Origin of the sequence: Mesorhizobium sp. M6A.T.Ce.TU.002.03.1.1 (assembly GCF_003997275.1) — a bacterium.
Taxonomy (GTDB): Bacteria; Pseudomonadota; Alphaproteobacteria; order Rhizobiales; family Rhizobiaceae; genus Mesorhizobium; species Mesorhizobium mediterraneum.
Genome location: NZ_RZTI01000116.1, coordinates 1 through 20,009 on the forward strand (window position 1 = coordinate 1; position 20,009 = coordinate 20,009).

General features: G+C 62.4%; 15 protein-coding genes. 13 read left to right on the plus strand and 2 right to left on the minus strand.

Features of this window, described 5'->3' with window-relative positions:
• From secE to rpoC, 8 genes are all read left to right on the plus strand, one after another.
• The coding region (secE, locus tag EOC93_RS25955) for a preprotein translocase subunit SecE (protein ID WP_127206031.1) at positions 1–160 on the plus strand (160 nt) is incomplete at its 5' end.
• 27 nt (positions 161–187) lie between these two features.
• Positions 188–715, plus strand: coding sequence for a transcription termination/antitermination protein NusG (nusG, locus tag EOC93_RS25960; protein ID WP_006333333.1), 528 nt, complete (start codon positions 188–190; stop codon positions 713–715).
• Between the two features lie 173 nt (positions 716–888).
• The gene (gene rplK / locus EOC93_RS25965; RefSeq protein WP_023798121.1) at positions 889–1,317 is read left to right on the plus strand and encodes a 50S ribosomal protein L11; all 429 of its coding nucleotides are present in this window, start codon (positions 889–891) and stop codon (positions 1,315–1,317) included.
• Between the two features lie 4 nt (positions 1,318–1,321).
• Positions 1,322–2,020 (plus strand): 50S ribosomal protein L1, encoded by a 699-nt coding sequence (gene rplA / locus EOC93_RS25970; protein WP_127206032.1) that lies wholly within the window; start codon positions 1,322–1,324, stop codon positions 2,018–2,020.
• Between the two features lie 395 nt (positions 2,021–2,415).
• The gene (gene rplJ, locus EOC93_RS25975) at positions 2,416–2,934 is read left to right on the plus strand and encodes a 50S ribosomal protein L10 (protein ID WP_065011395.1); all 519 of its coding nucleotides are present in this window, start codon (positions 2,416–2,418) and stop codon (positions 2,932–2,934) included.
• A gap of 54 nt (positions 2,935–2,988) precedes the next feature.
• Positions 2,989–3,366 (plus strand): 50S ribosomal protein L7/L12, encoded by a 378-nt coding sequence (rplL, locus tag EOC93_RS25980; protein WP_023680442.1) that lies wholly within the window; start codon positions 2,989–2,991, stop codon positions 3,364–3,366.
• A 253-nt stretch (positions 3,367–3,619) separates the two neighbouring features.
• On the plus strand, positions 3,620–7,756 hold the full coding sequence (gene rpoB, locus EOC93_RS25985; protein ID WP_127206033.1) for a DNA-directed RNA polymerase subunit beta: 4,137 nt from the start codon (positions 3,620–3,622) through the stop codon (positions 7,754–7,756).
• Between the two features lie 129 nt (positions 7,757–7,885).
• Positions 7,886–12,082 carry a DNA-directed RNA polymerase subunit beta' gene (gene rpoC / locus EOC93_RS25990; RefSeq protein ID WP_127206034.1) on the plus strand — a complete coding sequence of 1,399 codons (4,197 nt, stop codon included), beginning with the start codon at positions 7,886–7,888 and terminating at the stop codon, positions 12,080–12,082.
• 210 nt (positions 12,083–12,292) lie between these two features.
• Here rpoC and EOC93_RS25995 read toward each other — a convergent pair whose 3' ends face one another.
• The gene (locus EOC93_RS25995; RefSeq protein WP_127206035.1) at positions 12,293–13,228 is read right to left on the minus strand and encodes a Gfo/Idh/MocA family oxidoreductase; all 936 of its coding nucleotides are present in this window, start codon (positions 13,226–13,228) and stop codon (positions 12,293–12,295) included.
• A 170-nt stretch (positions 13,229–13,398) separates the two neighbouring features.
• Positions 13,399–13,680: a transcriptional regulator gene (locus tag EOC93_RS26000; RefSeq protein ID WP_095488828.1), complete on the minus strand. Its 282-nt coding sequence runs from the start codon at positions 13,678–13,680 to the stop codon at positions 13,399–13,401.
• 463 nt (positions 13,681–14,143) lie between these two features.
• Here EOC93_RS26000 and rpsL point away from each other — a divergent pair, with 463 nt between their 5' ends.
• The 5 genes from rpsL to EOC93_RS26025 all read left to right on the plus strand — a co-directional run.
• Positions 14,144–14,515, plus strand: a complete 372-nt coding sequence (gene rpsL, locus EOC93_RS26005; RefSeq protein WP_006333356.1) for a 30S ribosomal protein S12 — start codon at positions 14,144–14,146, stop codon at positions 14,513–14,515.
• 85 nt (positions 14,516–14,600) lie between these two features.
• Positions 14,601–15,071, plus strand: coding sequence for a 30S ribosomal protein S7 (gene rpsG, locus EOC93_RS26010; protein WP_008875664.1), 471 nt, complete (start codon positions 14,601–14,603; stop codon positions 15,069–15,071).
• 30 nt (positions 15,072–15,101) lie between these two features.
• The gene (gene fusA, locus EOC93_RS26015; protein WP_095488822.1) at positions 15,102–17,192 is read left to right on the plus strand and encodes an elongation factor G; all 2,091 of its coding nucleotides are present in this window, start codon (positions 15,102–15,104) and stop codon (positions 17,190–17,192) included.
• Between the two features lie 66 nt (positions 17,193–17,258).
• Complete coding sequence (tuf, locus tag EOC93_RS26020) at positions 17,259–18,434, plus strand: elongation factor Tu (protein ID WP_126106702.1); 1,176 nt, start codon at positions 17,259–17,261, stop codon at positions 18,432–18,434.
• A gap of 165 nt (positions 18,435–18,599) precedes the next feature.
• On the plus strand, positions 18,600–20,009 hold a 1,410-nt coding region (locus EOC93_RS26025; protein ID WP_127206036.1), incomplete at its 3' end, for a hypothetical protein.

Below are 20,009 nucleotides of genomic sequence, written 5' to 3' on the forward strand. Positions count from 1 at the left end.
TCGCTCGGAGACCGCCAAGGTGACTTGGCCTTCGCGGCGCGAAACGATGATTTCGACGGTGATGGTCCTGGCGTTCGCTGTGATCGCGATGATCTTTTTCTTTACCGCCGATCAGCTCATGGGCCTCGCGGTCGAGCAGATTCTGGGCATTGGACGCTAAGTCCGGCGATTACGGAGAAGTCTTAAGATGACTGCGCGGTGGTACATCGTCCACGCCTATTCGAACTTTGAAAAAAAGGTCGCCGAGGACATCGAGAACAAGGCCAAGCAGAAAGGCCTGTCCGCTGACATCGAGCAGATCGTCGTGCCGACCGAGAAGGTCGTCGAGATCCGCCGCGGCCGCAAGGTCGATGCCGAGCGCAAGTTCTTCCCGGGCTATGTGCTCTTGAAGGCCAACCTGACCGACGCGGTGTTCTCGCTCGTGAAGAACACGCCGAAGGTCACCGGCTTCCTGGGTGACTCGAAGCCGGTGCCGATCACCGAGGCCGAGGCCCAGCGCATCCTGAACCAGGTGCAGGAAGGCGTCGAGCGGCCGAAGCCGTCGGTCACTTTCGAGATCGGCGAGGCGATCCGCGTCTCGGACGGTCCGTTCGCATCGTTCAACGGTTTCGTCCAGGAAGTGGACGAGGAGCGGGCGCGGCTCAAGGTGGAAGTTTCGATCTTCGGGCGCGCCGTGCCGGTCGATCTCGAATTCGGACAGGTCGAAAAGGGCTGATCCGAAATCCCTTGTCGCCCATTCGGCGGTGAGGGGAGGCGGCGTGGAAATCGCGGCCAACACAGGTGGGAGGCGAATGCGGCTTTAGCCGGCCACAGGAACCGCACCACCAGACTGCAACCGCCGGTGTTGCCCACATAGTGGGGCCGGCATGAGATGAAGGCAGGAAAGAGATGGCTAAGAAAATTGCAGGCCAGCTCAAGCTCCAGGTTTCCGCGGGTTCGGCTACGCCGTCGCCCCCGATCGGACCGGCGCTTGGTCAGCGCGGCATCAACATCATGGAGTTCTGCAAGGCGTTCAACGCGCAGACCCAGGAAATGGAAAAGGGATCGCCGGTTCCGGTCGTGATCACCTATTACCAGGACAAGTCGTTCACCTTCGTCATGAAGACGCCGCCGGTGAGCTACTTCCTGAAGAAGGCCGCAAACCTGAAGTCGGGCTCGAAGGAGCCGGGCAAGGTCAAGGCCGGCACGATCGGCCGCGACAAGGTGCGCGCCATCGCCGAGCAGAAGATGAAGGATCTGAACGCAACCGATATCGAGGGGGCCATGCGCATGGTCGAGGGCTCCGCCCGCTCGATGGGTCTGGAAGTGGTGGGCTGAGATCATGGCAAAGATTGCAAAGCGTGTATCGAAGACCCGCGAAGGCATCGATCCCAACAAGGCCTATGCCTTGGGTGATGCGCTGAAGCTGCTCAAGGACCGGTCCTCGGTGAAGTTCGACGAGACCGTTGAAGTCGCGATGAACCTGGGTGTCGACCCGCGCCATGCCGACCAGATGGTCCGTGGCGTGGTCAATTTGCCGAACGGCACCGGCCGTACCGTCCGCGTCGCCGTTTTCGCGCGTGGTGACAAGGCCGAGGAAGCCAAGGCGGCCGGCGCCGATATCGTTGGCGCCGAGGATCTGGTCGACATCGTCCAGAAGGGCACGATCGACTTCGATCGCTGCATCGCCACGCCGGACATGATGCCGCTGGTCGGCCGTCTGGGCAAGGTGCTCGGCCCGCGCGGCATGATGCCGAACCCGAAGGTCGGCACCGTCACCACTGACGTCACCGCCGCCGTCAAGGCGTCGAAGGGCGGCGCCGTCGAGTTCCGCGTCGAGAAGGCCGGCATCGTGCATGGCGGCGTCGGCAAGATCTCGTTCGACGTCAAGGCGCTGGAAGAGAACATCCGCGCGTTCGCCGACGCAGTGAACAAGGCGAAGCCGGCTGGCGCCAAGGGCAACTACGTCAAGAAGGTGTCGGTCACCTCGACGATGGGCCCGGGCCTCAAGCTCGACGTCTCGACGCTGGCAGCGTCCTGATACGACCTATTTGGATCGGCCGCTAAAGGGCCGATCCGCAAGCAGAATTCCGGGCCTCCGATTATCTTGGCGGCCCGGTACCGGAAGTCGAAAGGCTTCCGGACATCCTGTCCGAGATTGCGGGCGGCCCCAAGCCTTAGTTCAAGGGGGGCCTTAATTCATGTGGGCCTGCATGAGACGGGTGAAGACCGGACAACGGAGCGACTGCTCCAACGAAAGGTTCGAACCGTGTTTGCCTTTTGTCTGCGCACCATTCGGCTTGCCGGCTGGTGTGGCGAAAGGGGGCAGGATCCTCGAGCGTCGTTCGGGAGATCCGTTACTGGATGGCCCGGCCGGCAAAAGGCAACCCGACGCCTGTCCTCGTGAAAAGGGCAGGGGTCAACTGGAGATAGGCAGTGGACAGAGCGGAAAAACGCGAACTCGTCACGGGCCTGAATGAAGCGTTTTCGGGCGCAGGTTCAGTCGTCGTGGCCCACTACGCCGGTATCACCGTCGCGCAAATGAACGACCTTCGGTCGAAAATGCGTGTCGCCGGTGGCACCGTCAAAGTCGCGAAGAACCGTCTCGCCAAAATCGCTCTTCAGGGCACGGACTCCGCATCGATCATCGACCTGTTCAAGGGACAGACGCTGATCGCCTATTCGGAGGATCCGATTGCGGCGCCGAAGGTCGCGTCCGATTTCGCCAAGGGAAATGACAAGCTCGTCATTCTCGGTGGCGCAATGGGCACCACCTCGCTCAACGCCGACGGTGTGAAGGCACTCGCCACACTTCCGTCGCTCGATGAGCTGCGCGGCAGGCTGGTTGGCATGATCGCCACGCCGGCAACCCGGATCGCCCAGATCGTCAATGCGCCTGCGGCTTCGGTCGCGCGTGTCATCGGCGCTTACGCCCGGAAGGACGAGGCGGCATGAGGCCGTTCCTCGCTATCACAAACACACGTTCGAACCTTATGAAGGAATATTGCAATGGCTGATCTGGCAAAGATCGTAGACGACCTTTCGAAGCTGACCGTCCTTGAGGCGGCCGAGCTGTCGAAGCTTCTGGAAGAAAAGTGGGGCGTTTCCGCAGCTGCTCCGGTGGCGGTTGCCGCCGCTGGCGGTGCTGCGGCCGCAGCTGCTCCGGTCGAGGAAAAGACGGAATTCGACGTCGTCCTCACCGAGGCGGGTGCTCAGAAGATCAACGTCATCAAGGAAGTTCGAGCCATCACCGGTCTTGGCCTCAAGGAAGCCAAGGACCTGGTCGAGGCGGCTCCGAAGCCGGTCAAGGAAGCTGTTTCCAAGGCCGACGCGGACAAGTTCAAGGCCCAGCTGGAAGCAGCCGGCGCCAAGGTCGAACTGAAGTAAGCGTTTGATATTGGCGGGCGGCTTCGCGCCGTCCGCCACTCCCTTGGCGCGAAGGGAGGCTGCGTAACGCGAAGAGTACGAAAACCTCTTTCCTGAGGGCCGTAAACCGGCCTTCAGGAAACGGGTTTTCTCCCGTTTTGGCCGGCCACCGACAGGTGGCGGGTGAACAAATTAAAGGCCGCCGCCGAGGTGGCCGAGAATGCAAGGCGAGCCGCGGCGAGGCTCGCCCCGAGAATCGAGCTAAGGAGCGACGATGGCCCAGACACAAACTTTCAATGGCCGCAGACGCGTACGCAAATTCTTCGGAAAGATCCCGGAAGTTGCGGAGATGCCGAACCTGATCGAGGTTCAGAAGGCATCCTATGACCAGTTCCTGATGGTGGAGGAGCCCAAGGGCGGGCGTCCTGACGAGGGACTGCAGGCGGTTTTCAGGTCGGTCTTCCCGATCTCCGACTTTTCCGGCTCCTCGATGCTGGAATTCGTGAAGTACGAGTTCGAAGGACCGAAATTCGACGTTGACGAATGCCGTCAGCGCGACCTGACCTATGCCGCGCCACTCAAGGTGACGCTGCGTCTCATCGTGTTCGATATCGACGAGGATACCGGCGCCAAGTCGATCAAGGACATCAAGGAGCAGGACGTCTACATGGGCGACATGCCGCTCATGACCTTGAACGGCACCTTCATCGTCAACGGCACCGAGCGCGTCATCGTCTCGCAGATGCACCGTTCGCCGGGCGTCTTCTTCGACCATGACAAGGGCAAGTCGCACTCGTCCGGCAAGCTGCTGTTTGCCGCGCGCGTCATCCCCTATCGCGGCTCGTGGCTCGACATCGAGTTCGACTCGAAGGACGTAGTGCACGCCCGCATCGACCGCCGCCGCAAGATTCCGGTGTCGTCGCTGTTGATGGCGCTCGGCATGGACGGCGAGGAGATCCTGTCGACCTTCTACAACAAGATCACCTACAAGCGTGCCGGCGACCACTGGCGCATCCCGTTCAACGTCGAGCGTTTCCGCGGCCTCAAGGCCGTTGGCGACCTGGTCGATGCAGACACCAACGAGGTCGTCGTCGAGGCCGGCAAGAAGATCACTGCCCGCCAGGCCAGGGCGCTCGGCGAAAAGGGTCTCAAGGCGATCAAGGCAACCGACGAGGATCTGCTCGGCAACTACCTTGCCGAGGACATCGTCAACTATGCGACCGGCGAGATTTTCCTCGAAGCCGGCGACGAGATCGATGAAAAGACGCTGAAAGTGCTTCTCAGCGCCGGCGATGATGAGATCAAGGTTCTCGACATCGACCACGTCAATGTCGGCGCCTACATCCGCAACACGCTCAACGTCGACAAGAATGAGAGCCGCCAGGACGCGCTGTTCGACATCTACCGTGTCATGCGCCCCGGCGAGCCGCCGACGCTCGAGACCGCCGAAGCCATGTTCAACTCACTGTTCTTCGACAGCGAGCGCTATGATTTGTCGGCCGTCGGCCGCGTCAAGATGAACATGCGCCTCGAGCTCAAGGCCGAGGATACCGTGCGCGTGCTGCGCAAGGACGACATCCTGGCCGTGGTCAGGACGCTGGTCGAACTGCGCGACGGCAAGGGCGAGATCGACGACATCGACAATCTCGGCAATCGCCGCGTGCGCTCGGTCGGCGAGCTGATGGAGAACCAGTACCGCGTCGGGCTGCTGCGCATGGAGCGCGCGATCAAGGAACGCATGTCCTCGATCGAGATCGACACGGTGATGCCGCAGGACCTGATCAACGCCAAGCCGGCGGCTGCCGCCGTGCGCGAGTTCTTCGGCTCCTCGCAGCTGTCGCAGTTCATGGACCAGACCAACCCGCTGTCGGAGATCACCCACAAGCGCCGTCTCTCGGCGCTTGGACCTGGTGGTCTGACCCGCGAGCGCGCCGGCTTCGAGGTGCGCGACGTGCACCCGACGCATTACGGACGCATCTGCCCGATCGAGACGCCGGAAGGCCCGAACATCGGTCTGATCAACTCGCTGGCCACCTTCGCGCGCGTCAACAAGTACGGCTTCATCGAGAGCCCGTACCGCAAGATCGTCAACGGCAAGCTGACCAATGAGGTCGTCTACCTGTCGGCGATGGAAGAGGCCAAGCATCACGTCGCTCAGGCCAATGCCGAGCTCGACAAGAATGGTGGTTTCGTCGACGAATTCGTCATTTGCCGCAACGCCGGCGAAGTGATGATGGCGCCGCGCGAAAACGTCGATCTGATGGACGTGTCGCCGAAGCAGATGGTGTCGGTGGCCGCGGCCCTGATCCCGTTCCTCGAGAACGACGACGCCAACCGCGCCCTGATGGGCTCGAACATGCAGCGTCAGGCCGTGCCGCTGGTGCGCGCCGAAGCGCCGTTCGTCGGCACCGGCATGGAGCCGATCGTCGCCCGTGACTCGGGTGCCGCCATCGGCGCCCGCCGCGGCGGCATCGTCGACCAGGTGGACGCGACGCGTATCGTCATCCGCGCCACGGAGGATCTCGATCCCGGCAAGTCGGGCGTCGACATCTACCGGCTGATGAAGTTCCAGCGTTCGAACCAGAACACCTGTATCAACCAGCGTCCGCTGGTGCGTATGGGCGACCGGGTCAACAAGGGCGACATCATCGCCGACGGTCCGTCGACCGAGCTCGGCGATCTGGCGCTCGGCCGCAACGTGCTGGTCGCGTTCATGCCGTGGAATGGCTACAACTATGAGGACTCGATCCTCTTGTCCGAGCGCATCGTCGCCGACGACGTCTTCACCTCGATCCACATCGAGGAGTTCGAGGTCATGGCGCGCGACACCAAGCTCGGGCCGGAGGAAATCACGCGCGACATTCCCAACGTCTCGGAAGAAGCGCTGAAGAACCTCGATGAGGCCGGCATCGTCTATATCGGTGCGGAAGTGCAGCCGGGCGACATCCTGGTCGGCAAGATCACGCCGAAGGGCGAAAGCCCGATGACACCGGAAGAAAAGCTGCTGCGCGCCATCTTCGGCGAAAAGGCATCGGACGTGCGTGACACCTCCATGCGCATGCCGCCCGGAACCTTCGGCACCGTCGTCGAAGTGCGTGTCTTCAACCGCCACGGTGTGGAGAAGGACGAGCGCGCCATGGCGATCGAACGCGAGGAGATCGAACGCCTCGCCAAGGACCGCGACGACGAGCAGGCGATCCTCGACCGCAACGTCTATTCGCGCCTTTCCGACGTTCTCGTTGGCAAGGAAGCGATTGCCGGGCCGAAGGGCTTCAAAAAGGGCTCGAAGCTGTCGAAGGACACGCTTGACGAGTATCCGCGTTCGCAGTGGTGGCAGTTTGCGGTGGAGAACGAAAAGCTCCAGAGCGAACTGGAAGCCCTGCGTGGCCAGTACGACGATTCCAAGAAGGCGCTCGAGCAGCGCTTCATGGACAAGGTCGAGAAGGTGCAGCGCGGCGACGAGATGCCTCCCGGCGTCATGAAGATGGTCAAAGTCTTCGTGGCCGTGAAGCGCAAGATGCAGCCCGGCGACAAGATGGCCGGCCGGCACGGCAACAAGGGTGTCGTGTCGCGGATCGTTCCGGTCGAGGACATGCCGTTCCTCGAGGACGGCACGCATGCCGATATCGTGCTCAACCCGCTGGGTGTGCCGAGCCGTATGAATGTCGGCCAGATCCTGGAGACGCATCTGGGCTGGGCTTGCGCCGGAATGGGCAGGAAGATCGGCGATCTGATCGACGCCTACAAGACGGCCGGCGACATCAAGCCGCTGCGCAAGACGCTCGAGAGCTTCATGCCGGCCAACGACCGCAACGAGCCGATCCGCGAATACGACGACGAGAGCATCGTTCGCCTCAGCGAGCAGATGCGCCGCGGCGTCTCCATCGCGACACCGGTGTTCGACGGCGCGCACGAGGCCGACATCAACATCATGCTGGAGCAGGCGGGCCTGCACACCAGCGGTCAGTCGCAGCTCTATGACGGACGCACCGGCGAGCCGTTCGATCGCAAAGTGACGATGGGCTACATATATATGCTCAAGCTTCACCATCTTGTGGACGACAAGATCCACGCGCGTTCGATCGGGCCGTACTCGCTCGTTACCCAGCAGCCGCTGGGCGGCAAGGCGCAGTTCGGTGGCCAGCGCTTCGGCGAGATGGAGGTCTGGGCGCTCGAAGCGTACGGCGCCGCCTACACCCTGCAGGAGATGCTGACGGTGAAGTCGGACGACGTCGCCGGCCGCACCAAGGTCTACGAGGCGATCGTCAGAGGCGACGACACGTTCGAGGCCGGCATTCCCGAGAGCTTCAACGTTCTCGTCAAGGAAATGCGGTCTCTGGGCCTCAATGTCGAGCTGGAGAACACCAAGCTGGACGACAACCCGGTTCGGCTGCCCGACGCGGCCGAGTGAGCAAGACGTCCGGTCGCGGCTCCCGCGACCGGACGCACCAAAATTCTTCGGCCGGTGGCCGACAAGTCGGCGGGCGTTTGGCCCGCGCTAGATGCAAGGGGTTTCGAGGACCCCGAAAAGGAGAACGGCATGAACCAAGAGGTCATGAATCTCTTCAATCCCCAGGCGCCTGCGCAGGTGTTCGATTCCATCCGGATCTCGCTCGCCAGCCCTGAGAAGATTCTGTCCTGGTCGTTCGGCGAGATCAAGAAGCCGGAGACCATCAACTACCGCACCTTCAAGCCGGAGCGCGACGGCCTGTTTTGCGCGCGCATTTTTGGTCCGATCAAGGACTACGAATGCCTGTGCGGCAAGTACAAGCGCATGAAGTACAAGGGCGTTATCTGCGAGAAGTGCGGCGTCGAAGTCACGCTGTCGCGCGTCCGTCGCGAGCGCATGGGCCATATCGAGCTGGCCGCGCCCGTCGCCCATATCTGGTTCCTGAAGTCGCTGCCGTCGCGTATCGGCACGCTGCTCGACATGACGCTGAAGGATATTGAGCGCGTTCTCTACTTCGAGAACTATATCGTCACCGAGCCTGGCCTCACCGCGCTGAAGGAGCACCAGCTCCTCAGCGAGGAAGAGTACATGATGGCCGTCGACGAATATGGCGAGGATAGCTTCACCGCCATGATCGGCGCCGAGGCCATCCACGACCTTCTGGCCGGCATGGACCTGGAGAAGATCGCCGGCGACCTGCGTTCGGAGCTGGCTTCGACCACGTCCGAGCTGAAGCAGAAGAAGTATCTGAAGCGGCTCAAGGTCGTCGAGAACTTCATGGAGTCCGGCAACCGTCCGGAATGGATGATCATGAAGGTGGTTCCGGTGATCCCGCCGGACCTGCGCCCGCTGGTCCCGCTGGACGGCGGCCGTTTCGCCACGTCCGATCTCAACGATCTCTATCGCCGCGTTATCAACCGCAACAACCGCCTGAAGCGGCTGATCGAGCTGCGCGCCCCCGGCATCATCGTGCGCAATGAAAAGCGCATGCTGCAGGAAGCCGTCGACGCGCTGTTCGACAACGGCCGTCGCGGCCGCGTCATCACCGGCGCCAACAAGCGCCCGCTGAAGTCGCTGTCCGACATGCTCAAGGGGAAGCAGGGCCGGTTCCGCCAGAACCTGCTCGGCAAGCGCGTCGACTATTCCGGCCGCTCGGTCATCGTGACCGGCCCGGAGCTCAAGCTGCACCAGTGCGGCCTGCCGAAGAAGATGGCGCTCGAACTGTTCAAGCCCTTCATCTATGCCCGTCTCGACGCCAAGGGTTACTCCTCGACTGTCAAGCAGGCGAAGAAGCTGGTCGAGAAGGAGCGTCCGGAGGTCTGGGATATCCTCGACGAGGTCATCCGCGAGCATCCGGTGCTCTTGAACCGTGCGCCGACGCTGCACCGCCTCGGCATCCAGGCATTCGAGCCGATCCTGATCGAAGGCAAGGCGATCCAGCTTCACCCGCTGGTCTGCACGGCCTTCAACGCCGACTTCGACGGCGACCAGATGGCGGTTCACGTGCCGCTGTCGCTGGAAGCACAGCTTGAAGCCCGCGTGCTGATGATGTCGACCAACAACATCCTGCACCCGGCTTCCGGCGCGCCGATCATCGTGCCGTCGCAGGACATGGTTCTGGGTCTCTACTATCTCTCGATCGTCAATCAGAACGAGCCGGGCGAGGGCATGGTGTTTGCCGACATGGGCGAACTCCAGCATGCGCTCGAGACCAAGGCGGTGACGTTGCATTCCAAGATCAAGGGCCGCTTCCGCACGGTCGATGCCGAAGGCAAAGTCGTGTCGAAGATCCATGACACCACGCCTGGCCGCATGATCATCGGCGAGCTGCTGCCGAAGAATGTCAACGTGCCTTACGAGACCGCCAACCAGGAGATGACCAAGAAGAACATCTCCAAGATGATCGACACCGTCTACCGCCATTGCGGTCAGAAGGAGACGGTCATTTTCTGCGACCGCATCATGGCCCTCGGCTTCAGCCACGCCTGCCGCGCCGGCATTTCGTTCGGCAAGGACGACATGCTGATCCCGGATGCCAAGATCAAGCTGGTCTCCGATACCGAGGCTTTGGCCAAGGAATACGAGCAGCAGTACAATGACGGCCTGATCACGCAGGGCGAGAAGTACAACAAGGTCGTCGACGCCTGGGCCAAGTGCTCGGAAAAGGTCGCCGACGAGATGATGGCCCGCATCAAGGCGGTCGAGTTCGAGGACAATGGCCGTCAAAAGCCGATGAACTCGATCTATATGATGTCGCACTCCGGTGCGCGCGGCTCGCCCACCCAGATGCGCCAGCTTGCCGGTATGCGCGGCCTGATGGCCAAGCCTAGCGGTGAGATCATCGAGACGCCGATCATCTCGAACTTCAAGGAAGGCCTGACCGTGCTCGAGTACTTCAACTCGACCCACGGCGCCCGCAAGGGTCTGGCCGACACCGCCTTGAAGACGGCGAACTCGGGCTACCTCACCCGTCGTCTGGTCGACGTGGCGCAGGACTGCATCGTCAACTCCGTCGACTGCGGCACCGACAAGGGCCTCACCATGCAGCCGATCGTCGATGCCGGCCAGGTCGTCGCCTCCGTCGGCCAGCGCGTTCTCGGCCGCACGTCGCTCGACGACATCACTCATCCGGTCACGGGTGAGGTTCTGGTCAAGGCCGGAACGCTGATGGACGAACGCGACGTCGAAGAGATCGAAAAGGCCGGCGTCCAGTCGGTCCGCATCCGCTCGGCGCTGACCTGCGACGTCAGGGTCGGTGTCTGCGCGGTCTGCTACGGACGCGATCTGGCCCGCGGCACCCCGGTCAACCAGGGCGAGGCTGTCGGCGTCATCGCCGCGCAGTCGATCGGCGAGCCGGGCACCCAGCTCACCATGCGTACCTTCCACATGGGCGGTACCGCGCAGGTGGTGGATAGCTCGTTCCTTGAAGCCTCCTATGAGGGCAAGGTCGAGATCCGCAACCGCAACGTGGTGCGCAACTCCGACGGCCAGCAGATGGTCATGGGCCGCAACATGGCGGTGCTGATCCTCGACGAAGCCGGCAAGGAGCGTGCCACGCACCGCCTCACCTATGGTTCGCGCATCTTCGTGGACGATGGCGACAAGGTGAAGCGCGGCCAGCGCGTTGCCGAGTGGGATCCCTATACCCGCCCGATCCTCACCGAGATCGAGGGGAAGGTGGCGTTCGAGGATCTGGTCGACGGCATTTCCGTTCAGGAAACGGCCGACGAATCGACCGGCATCACCAAGCGCGAGGTCATCGACTGGCGTTCGACGCCACGCGGCAACGACCTCAAGCCGGCGATCGTCGTCCAGGATGCCAAGGGCAAGGTCGGCAAACTGTCGAAGGGCGGCGACGCCCGCTTCCTGCTCTCGGTCGAGGCCATTCTTTCGGTCGAGCCGGGTGCGCAGGTTCGCCCCGGCGACGTGCTGGCGCGTATCCCGATGGAAAGCGCCAAGACCAAGGACATCACCGGCGGTCTGCCGCGTGTTGCCGAACTGTTCGAGGCACGCCGTCCGAAGGATCACGCCATCATCGCCGAGATCGACGGCACGATCCGCTTCGGCCGCGACTACAAGAACAAGCGCCGCATCATCATCGAGCCACATGACTCGACGCTTGAGCCGGTCGAATACCTGATCCCGAAGGGCAAGCCGTTCCATCTCCAGGACGGCGACGTCATCGAGAAGGGCGACTACATCCTCGACGGCAATCCGGCGCCGCACGACATCCTGGCGATCAAGGGCGTGGAGGCGCTTGCGTCCTACCTCGTCAACGAGATCCAGGAGGTCTACCGCCTGCAGGGCGTGTCGATCAACGACAAGCACATCGAGGTGATCGTTCGCCAGATGCTGCAGAAGGTCGAGATCACCGTCCAGGGCGACTCGACCTACATTCCGGGCGACCACGTCGACGTGATCGAGCTGGAAGAGGTCAACGAGCGCCTGGTCGAGGACGGCAAGAAGCCGGCCGAAGGCCAGCCGGTGCTCTTGGGCATCACCAAGGCCTCGCTGCAGACGCCGTCCTTCATCTCGGCCGCCTCCTTCCAGGAGACGACCAGGGTGCTGACCGAAGCGGCGGTTGCCGGCAAGACCGACATGCTGCAGGGGCTGAAGGAAAACGTCATCGTCGGCCGGCTGATCCCGGCCGGCACCGGCGGCACGATGAGCCAGATCCGGCGCATCGCCACCTCGCGCGACGAGTTGATCATCGACGAGCGCCGCAGGGCGTCAGGCGTCGAGGTCGCCGAACCGATGTTGACCGACATGGTCAACGCCGCGCAGTAAGCGCGGCGGCACAGATCTCAGGCAACAAAGCCGCCGGGGCAACCCGGCGGCTTTTTTGTTTGTTGCGTTGAAGCGTATGTCGATGGTGACGGAATGGGAGTAATGCGATAGCCCTGCCGTTCACGGGGAGAAGGTGGCGGCAGCCAGATGAGGGGCGGCGCAACGTTTGCAAGATGGTCAGGACCGGAGCGATGGTCGCTCCTTACAGCTTCAGTCGAAAAACGCTTCCACTACATTGCGCTTGCCGAGCATGAAGGCGTCGGCGACATGCTGCAGCGGGGCGAGATCGACATCGGAGACGCCGGCGCGCACGATCTCGGCGAAACGCCTGTAGAGCATCGGATATTCGGCTTCCGGCTCGTCGTGAACGACGCGGCCGTCGACCTCGAGGTTTGATCCGCCGCCCGAAAGCACCATCGCGCCCTTGTCCGTCTCGGCCAGGATGTCCCAGCTTTGCGGGCCGGTCTGGCGCCAGTCGAGCTCCATCGTCACCGGCAATCCACCAGAGGTGCGGAAGGCGATATGGGCGGCGATCGGGGCGGCGCGGTTTTCGGGAAAATCGAGAATTGCCGAGCTGATGAACATCGCCGGCAATATGTGGGTCGCGATCGACAGCGCGTTGATGCCGGGATCGAAGACGCCGAAGCCGCCTGGGGCCCAGATCCAGTCCTGATTCGGGTGCCAACGGCGCACGTCTTCCTTCCAGTTGATGGCTGCCGATCTGATCTGGGTCGAGCCGAGGAATGCACGCGCGGCTTCCACCGCCGGCGCATAGCGCGAATGCCAACTGGCGAACAGCGAGACGCCGTTCGCGACCGCTAGCGCCTTCAAATCCTCGACCTCGCTGACCGTGGCGCCGGGCGGCTTTTCCAGGAAGACATGCTTTTTCGCTTCGAGCGCGGTCCGTGCGGCATCATAGCGGACCTGCGGCGGCATGCAGAGTGATACGGCATCGAGCTCCGGCACAGCGTCGAGCATCGCCTCGATGGTTGGGAAATTCGGGATGTCTTCCACCTTGCCGTGCCGGCTGGCGGCAGCGGCGAGGCGATAGGCCTGGTCCTTTGCCAAGGCCGGCAGGTGCTGGTCGCGGACGATCTTTCCCACCCCGACGACGCCGAGCTTGATGGGATTGCTGTTCGAGGACATGGGAGACTCCGCGGATTGGATGCGCTTGGCTGTCAGCAGCGAATGGTTCTTAGCAGAGAACCGATGCCGGGCAAGTCTCGGCGGAGTCGGACATGACGGTCCCAGGCGAGGGCAGGTACAGCCGCCATTGCCTCTCGTTCAGACTGGCCCTGCTTCAGACTGGCCCTGCTTCAGGCCGGAACGTCGAAGGTGACGATCGACACTTCGCCTTCGAGCGCGCCCTGATAGGCCGACAGGTGCGGCTCTTCGTCGGGCACGCCGTCCAGGTCGCCTATCTGGTCGAGCTCCGCCTCGGCGTAACCTTCGGCCGAGAGCGATTCGAGCGCCCGGCGCACCGCCGAATCGTCGTCGGGCGCGACCAGCATGAGGTGGACGCCTTCCGGCTTGCCGCCCTTCCTTTTCCATGCCCGGCCGGTGATGATGGTGACCGGGCGCTCATCATTGTCGTTCACGGGCTGATTCCTCCGGGCGAGGGGATTTGCGCTATTCATGCCGCCTTTTTCGCATGAAGCATGGCCGCGCAACAGCCGAAAGCCGGTCACTTTCTTCCTTCCTCTTGCAAAATGACGAAAGAAAATTACATGCGCCTTTCGCATGGCTGCCAAGCCTTGGTTTCAGCGTAATATTTGGCGCTCCGGGGTTGACGGGCAACAGGCTTGCGAGTAGAAGCCGGCCAGTCAGAACCGATGTGAGGCTCTCCCTTCCGAAGCGACACGCTTTGGAGTTTGCCTCAAACAGGGTTCGTTTTACGAGCGAAAAGACATTTCCGGCGTGCATGAAGCGGCTTCCGCTTCCTCTGCCATTTGTTCGGGCAAGACCGCGAGGCGCGGTTTGTGGCCCGAATTTGCGTATGGAAATGACGCTTTGAGCGGCCCTGACCGGGCGAGACACGGAATTGAGAGACAAGAGGGTTTAATGCCTACCGTCAACCAGCTGATCCGCAAGCCGCGCATTGCGCCGGTGAAGCGCAACAAGGTCCCGGCCATGCAGCAGAACCCGCAGAAGCGGGGCGTCTGCACGCGCGTCTACACAACGACGCCGAAGAAGCCGAACTCGGCGCTGCGCAAGGTCGCCAAGATCCGCCTGACCAATGGTTTTGAAGTGATCGGCTACATCCCCGGCGAAGGCCACAACCTTCAGGAACACTCGGTGGTGATGATCCGCGGCGGCCGCGTCAAGGATCTTCCGGGCGTCCGCTACCATATCATCCGCGGCGTGCTCGACACGCAGGGTGTGAAGAACCGCAAGCAGCGCCGTTCGAAGTACGGCGCCAAGCGTCCGAAGTGACCGAAGCGTAGCCAAGGTCATCCCGGACGGCGCCAGGCGACGATCCGGGATCCAGGCCACCACGCAGAATTGAGGCAGAGAAAAAATGTCCCGTCGTCACAGTGCAGAAAAGCGTGAGATCAACCCGGACCCGAAGTTCGGTGATCTGATCGTCACCAAGTTCATGAATGCCGTCATGTATGACGGCAAGAAGTCGGTTGCCGAGACCATCGTCTACGGTGCGCTCGACCAGGTCCAGTCCAAGACCAAGCAGGAGCCGGTCACCGTCTTCCATCAGGCGCTCGACAATGTCGCGCCGCATGTGGAAGTGCGTTCGCGCCGCGTCGGCGGTGCCACCTACCAGGTTCCGGTCGATGTGCGCCCCGAGCGCCGTCAGGCGCTGGCCATCCGCTGGCTGATCGCTGCGGCCCGCAACCGCAACGAGACCACTATGGTCGACCGCCTCTCCGGCGAGCTGATGGACGCGGCCAACAACCGCGGCACCGCCGTGAAGAAGCGTGAAGACACCCACAAGATGGCAGAAGCCAACCGCGCCTTCGCGCACTACCGCTGGTAAAGCGCGAACGAGACTGAAGAGGCACCTCCCATGGCCCGCGAATATAAAATCGAAGACTACCGCAATTTCGGTATCATGGCGCATATCGACGCCGGCAAGACGACGACCACCGAGCGCGTCCTCTACTACACGGGCAAGTCGCACAAGATCGGCGAAGTCCATGACGGCGCTGCCACCATGGATTGGATGGAGCAGGAGCAGGAGCGCGGCATCACCATCACGTCCGCCGCGACCACGACCTTCTGGAAGGCTCGTGACGGCAAGATGCATCGCTTCAATATCATCGACACCCCCGGCCACGTCGACTTCACCATCGAGGTCGAGCGTTCGCTGCGTGTGCTCGACGGCGCCATCGCGCTGCTCGACGCCAATGCCGGTGTCGAGCCGCAGACGGAGACCGTCTGGCGCCAGGCCGACAAGTACCGCGTGCCGCGCATGATCTTCTGCAACAAGATGGACAAGATCGGCGCCGATTTTTACCGTTCGGTCGAGATGATCGGCTCGCGCCTCGGCGCGCATGCCGTCGTCATGCAGCTGCCGATCGGTGCCGAGACCGAATTCAAGGGTGTCGTCGACCTCGTCGAGATGAACGCGCTGGTCTGGCGTGACGAAACGCTGGGCGCTGCCTGGGACGTCGTCGAGATCCCGGATGACCTCAAGGCTCGTGCGGAAGAATACCGCGAGAAGATGATCGAGGCTGCCGTCGAAATGGACGAGACGGCGCTTGAGAATTACCTCGAAGGCAAGATGCCGAGCAATGACGAGATCCGCGCGCTGATCCGCAAGGGCACCATCGCGGTGAAGTTCTATCCGATGTTCTGTGGCTCGGCCTTCAAGAACAAAGGCGTGCAGCCGCTGCTCGATGCCGTCGTCGAATATCTGCCGTCGCCGGCCGATGTTCCGGCCATCAAGGGCGTCGACGCCAAGACCGATGCCGAGATCGAGCGTCATGCCGACGACAACGAGCCGCTGTCGATGCTCGCCTTCAAGATCATGAACGACCCGTTCGTCGGTTCGCTCACCTTTGCCCGCATCTATTCGGGCAAGCTCACCAAGGGCATCTCGGTCGACAACACGGTCAAGGGCAAGAAAGAGCGCATCGGCCGCATGCTGCAGATGCATGCGAACTCGCGCGCCGACGTCGAAGAGGCGTTTGCCGGCGATATCGTCGCACTGGCTGGTCTCAAGGACACGACCACGGGCGACACGCTTAGTGATCCGCTGCATCCGGTCATCCTTGAGCGCATGGAATTCCCCGATCCGGTCATCCAGATCGCTATTGAGCCGAAGACCAAGAACGACCAGGAAAAGATGGGCCTCGCCCTTCACCGCCTGGCCGCCGAGGATCCGTCCTTCCGCGTCAAGACCGACGAGGAAAGCGGCCAGACGATCATTTCCGGCATGGGCGAGCTTCACCTCGACATCATCGTCGACCGCATGCGTCGCGAGTTCAAGGTCGAGGCCAATGTCGGCGCGCCGCAGGTGGCCTATCGCGAGACGATTACCCGCAGCCAAGAACAGGACTACACGCACAAGAAGCAGACCGGCGGTACCGGTCAGTTCGCCCGCGTCAAGATCCTCTTCGAGCCGAATCCGGAAAGCAGCGAATTCCAGTTCGAAACCAAGATTGTCGGTGGCGCTGTGCCGAAGGAATACATCCCCGGCGTCGAAAAGGGCATCAACAGCGTCATGACGTCGGGCCCGTTCGCCGGCTTCCCGATGATCGGCGTCAAGGCGACGCTGATCGATGGTGCCTACCACGATGTGGACTCCAGCGTTCTGGCCTTCGAAATCGCTGGCCGTGCCTGCTTCCGTGAAGCGGCGCCCAGGCTTGGTGTGCAGTTGCTCGAGCCGATCATGAAGGTCGAAGTGGTGACGCCGGAAGATTACGTCGGCAGCGTCATCGGCGACCTGAACGGCCGCCGCGGCCAGATCCAGGGCCAGGAGGCCCGTGGCGTGGCGGTGGTCATCAACGCGATGGTGCCGCTCGCCAACATGTTCAAATACGTCGACAATTTGCGCTCGATGAGCCAGGGCCGCGCGGCCTACACGATGCAGTTCGATCACTACGAGCCGGTGCCGACCGCGGTCGCTCAGGAAGTCCAGAAGAAATACGCGTAACCCGGGCGGGTTGCAGCGCTAACTTAATTCAAAGCCCGCACGGGCGAGCAGGAATGGAGACATCACATGGCAAAAGGTAAATTCGAGCGTACAAAGCCTCATGTGAACATTGGCACGATTGGCCACGTCGATCATGGCAAGACGTCGCTGACGGCGGCGATCACCAAGTATTTTGGCGAATACAAGCGCTACGACCAGATTGATGCGGCGCCTGAGGAGAAGGCGCGCGGCATCACCATCTCGACGGCGCATGTCGAATACGAGACGGCTGCCCGCCACTACGCCCATGTCGACTGCCCCGGCCACGCCGACTATGTGAAGAACATGATCACCGGCGCTGCGCAGATGGACGGCGCGATCCTGGTTGTGTCGGCGGCCGACGGCCCGATGCCGCAGACCCGCGAGCACATCCTCTTGGCCCGTCAGGTCGGCGTGCCGTCGATCGTGGTGTTTTTGAACAAGGTCGACCAGGTCGACGACGCCGAGCTGCTCGAGCTGGTCGAGCTCGAGGTGCGTGAGCTGTTGACCAAGAACGAGTTCCCCGGCGACGACATTCCGATCGTCAAGGGCTCGGCGCTTGCGGCTTTGGAAGATTCCGACAAGAAGATCGGCGAGGACGCGATCCGCGAATTGATGGCGGCGGTCGACGACTACATCCCGACGCCGGTTCGTCCGCTCGACAAGCCGTTCCTGATGCCGATCGAGGACGTGTTCTCGATCTCGGGCCGCGGCACGGTTGTGACCGGTCGCGTCGAGCGCGGCGTGGTCAAGGTCGGCGAGGAGCTGGAGATCATCGGCATCCGTCCGACGACCAAGACGACCTGCACCGGCGTCGAGATGTTCCGCAAGCTGCTCGATCAGGGCCAGGCCGGCGACAACATCGGCGCGCTGCTGCGCGGTGTCGATCGTGAAGGTGTCGAGCGCGGCCAGGTTCTGGCCAAGCCGGGCACGGTCAAGCCGCACAAGAAGTTCGTGGCCGAAGCCTACATCCTGACCAAGGACGAAGGTGGCCGTCACACGCCGTTCTTCACCAACTACCGGCCGCAGTTCTATTTCCGCACGACCGACGTGACCGGCATCGTGTCGCTGCCGGAAGGCACCGAGATGGTGATGCCCGGCGACAACATCACGGTCGATGTCGAGCTGATCGTGCCGATCGCAATGGAAGAGAAGCTGCGCTTCGCCATCCGTGAAGGCGGCCGCACCGTCGGTGCCGGCATCGTCGTCACCATCAAAGAGTAATCGACACCGGCACTGCCGGTCAGATCGAATGCGAAAAGGGCAGTCCTCGGGCTGCCCTTTCTGCTTTTGGGGCACTGCCGACATGCGCCTGCGCAGTCGTTCCAAAACCTGTTGCAAGCGTCCAAACCTTAACTAGTATAGGTTGCATCGCGGGGGCTTGCCCAAATGGTTCCATGGCACCGTTTGAATGGCCAGACATGGTGGACGCTGGGGGTGATCTGCTTGGCGTCGTTCCTTGTCATGGAACACGCTGCCTTCGCGGCGAATACAAAAAAATCCGTGCCGGATCTTGGTCCGGCGATGCGGTTTGTCGTCGTCCGCAGCAGCGCGCCTGGTTGCGAGCCGACCTGCCCGGAATGGATATCGGCTGAAGGCTCGATAGAAGCCGGCACACCGGCCCTGTTCAAACGCACGCTCAAAGCAGTCGGCCGCCGAAAACTGCCTGTTGTCGTGGACTCTCCCGGCGGCAACGTCGAAGCGGCGCTGGCGCTTGGCCGGCTTCTCCGCAAGAACAAACTCGATATCGCGGTCGGCAAAACCCGGTTCACCGGTTGCCAGCCCGAAGCCAAGGGCTGCAACGAGAACGATGCCAAGGGCGCTCGCTATTTCGGCAATGCCTATGCCAGCGGCGCCATCTGCAATTCCGCTTGCCCGCTGATGTTTGCCGGCGGCATCAGGCGCGTGGTCGGGCAATGGGCCTATCTCGGCGTCCATCAGATCACCACGACCTACATCCGGACGAAATTGCAGTACCGGACCACCTATCGCGTGGTGAGGGGCAAGAAGAAGGTCCTCAGCAAGAAGATCGTCGGCCGCAAGAATGCCGGCAGCTACAAGACCTACGAGATGAGCAAGTCGGTGGAGAAAAGACTGGCGGCCTATCTGAAGGAAATGGGCGTCGGCCAAGGCGTGCTCGAGACGATGAAGAACACGCCGGCCAGCACCATCCAGCAACTGGCTCCCTACGACATGCTGCAGACGAAGCTCGTTACCAGCCTGGATGCCGTCGACCTGCTGACCGCGGCAACCCTGTGCAACACCGATCCGGTGGCCCCGAACTGCAGGGAAGTACCGGCGCCGGCCGGCGATGTGGTGGCATACGCCAAGCCCGCTCCCGCCGCGTCGGTCGAACGCGAAACCGTGCAGCGGGCCGATGTTGGCGATATGCGCTTCGTTCTGGTTCGAGGCAGAAGTTTTCTCTGCGATCCCAATTGTCCCGAATGGATCTCCGCGGAAGGCACGATTAGCGCTCAGACGCCGGAACGGCTGCGCCAACTGCTGGACAAGATCGGTGGTCGGCGATTGCCCGTGGTGATCAACTCGCCGGGAGGTGACGTGCTTGGCGCTCTGGCCGCCGGAAGGCTGATCCGAGAACGCAAGCTCGACGTGGCGGTTGCGCGGACGGACTTCATTGGATGCGAGCCGGACAAGGCGGATTGCACCGCCGAAGATGGCGTCTATGTCGGGCTCACGATCGATGCCAGCGGGGCGTGTGGGGCGGCCTGTCCGATCATGCTTGCCGGCGGTGTCAGGCGCCTTGTCGGCCCTCGTGCGCAATTCACTGTGGATTCCACG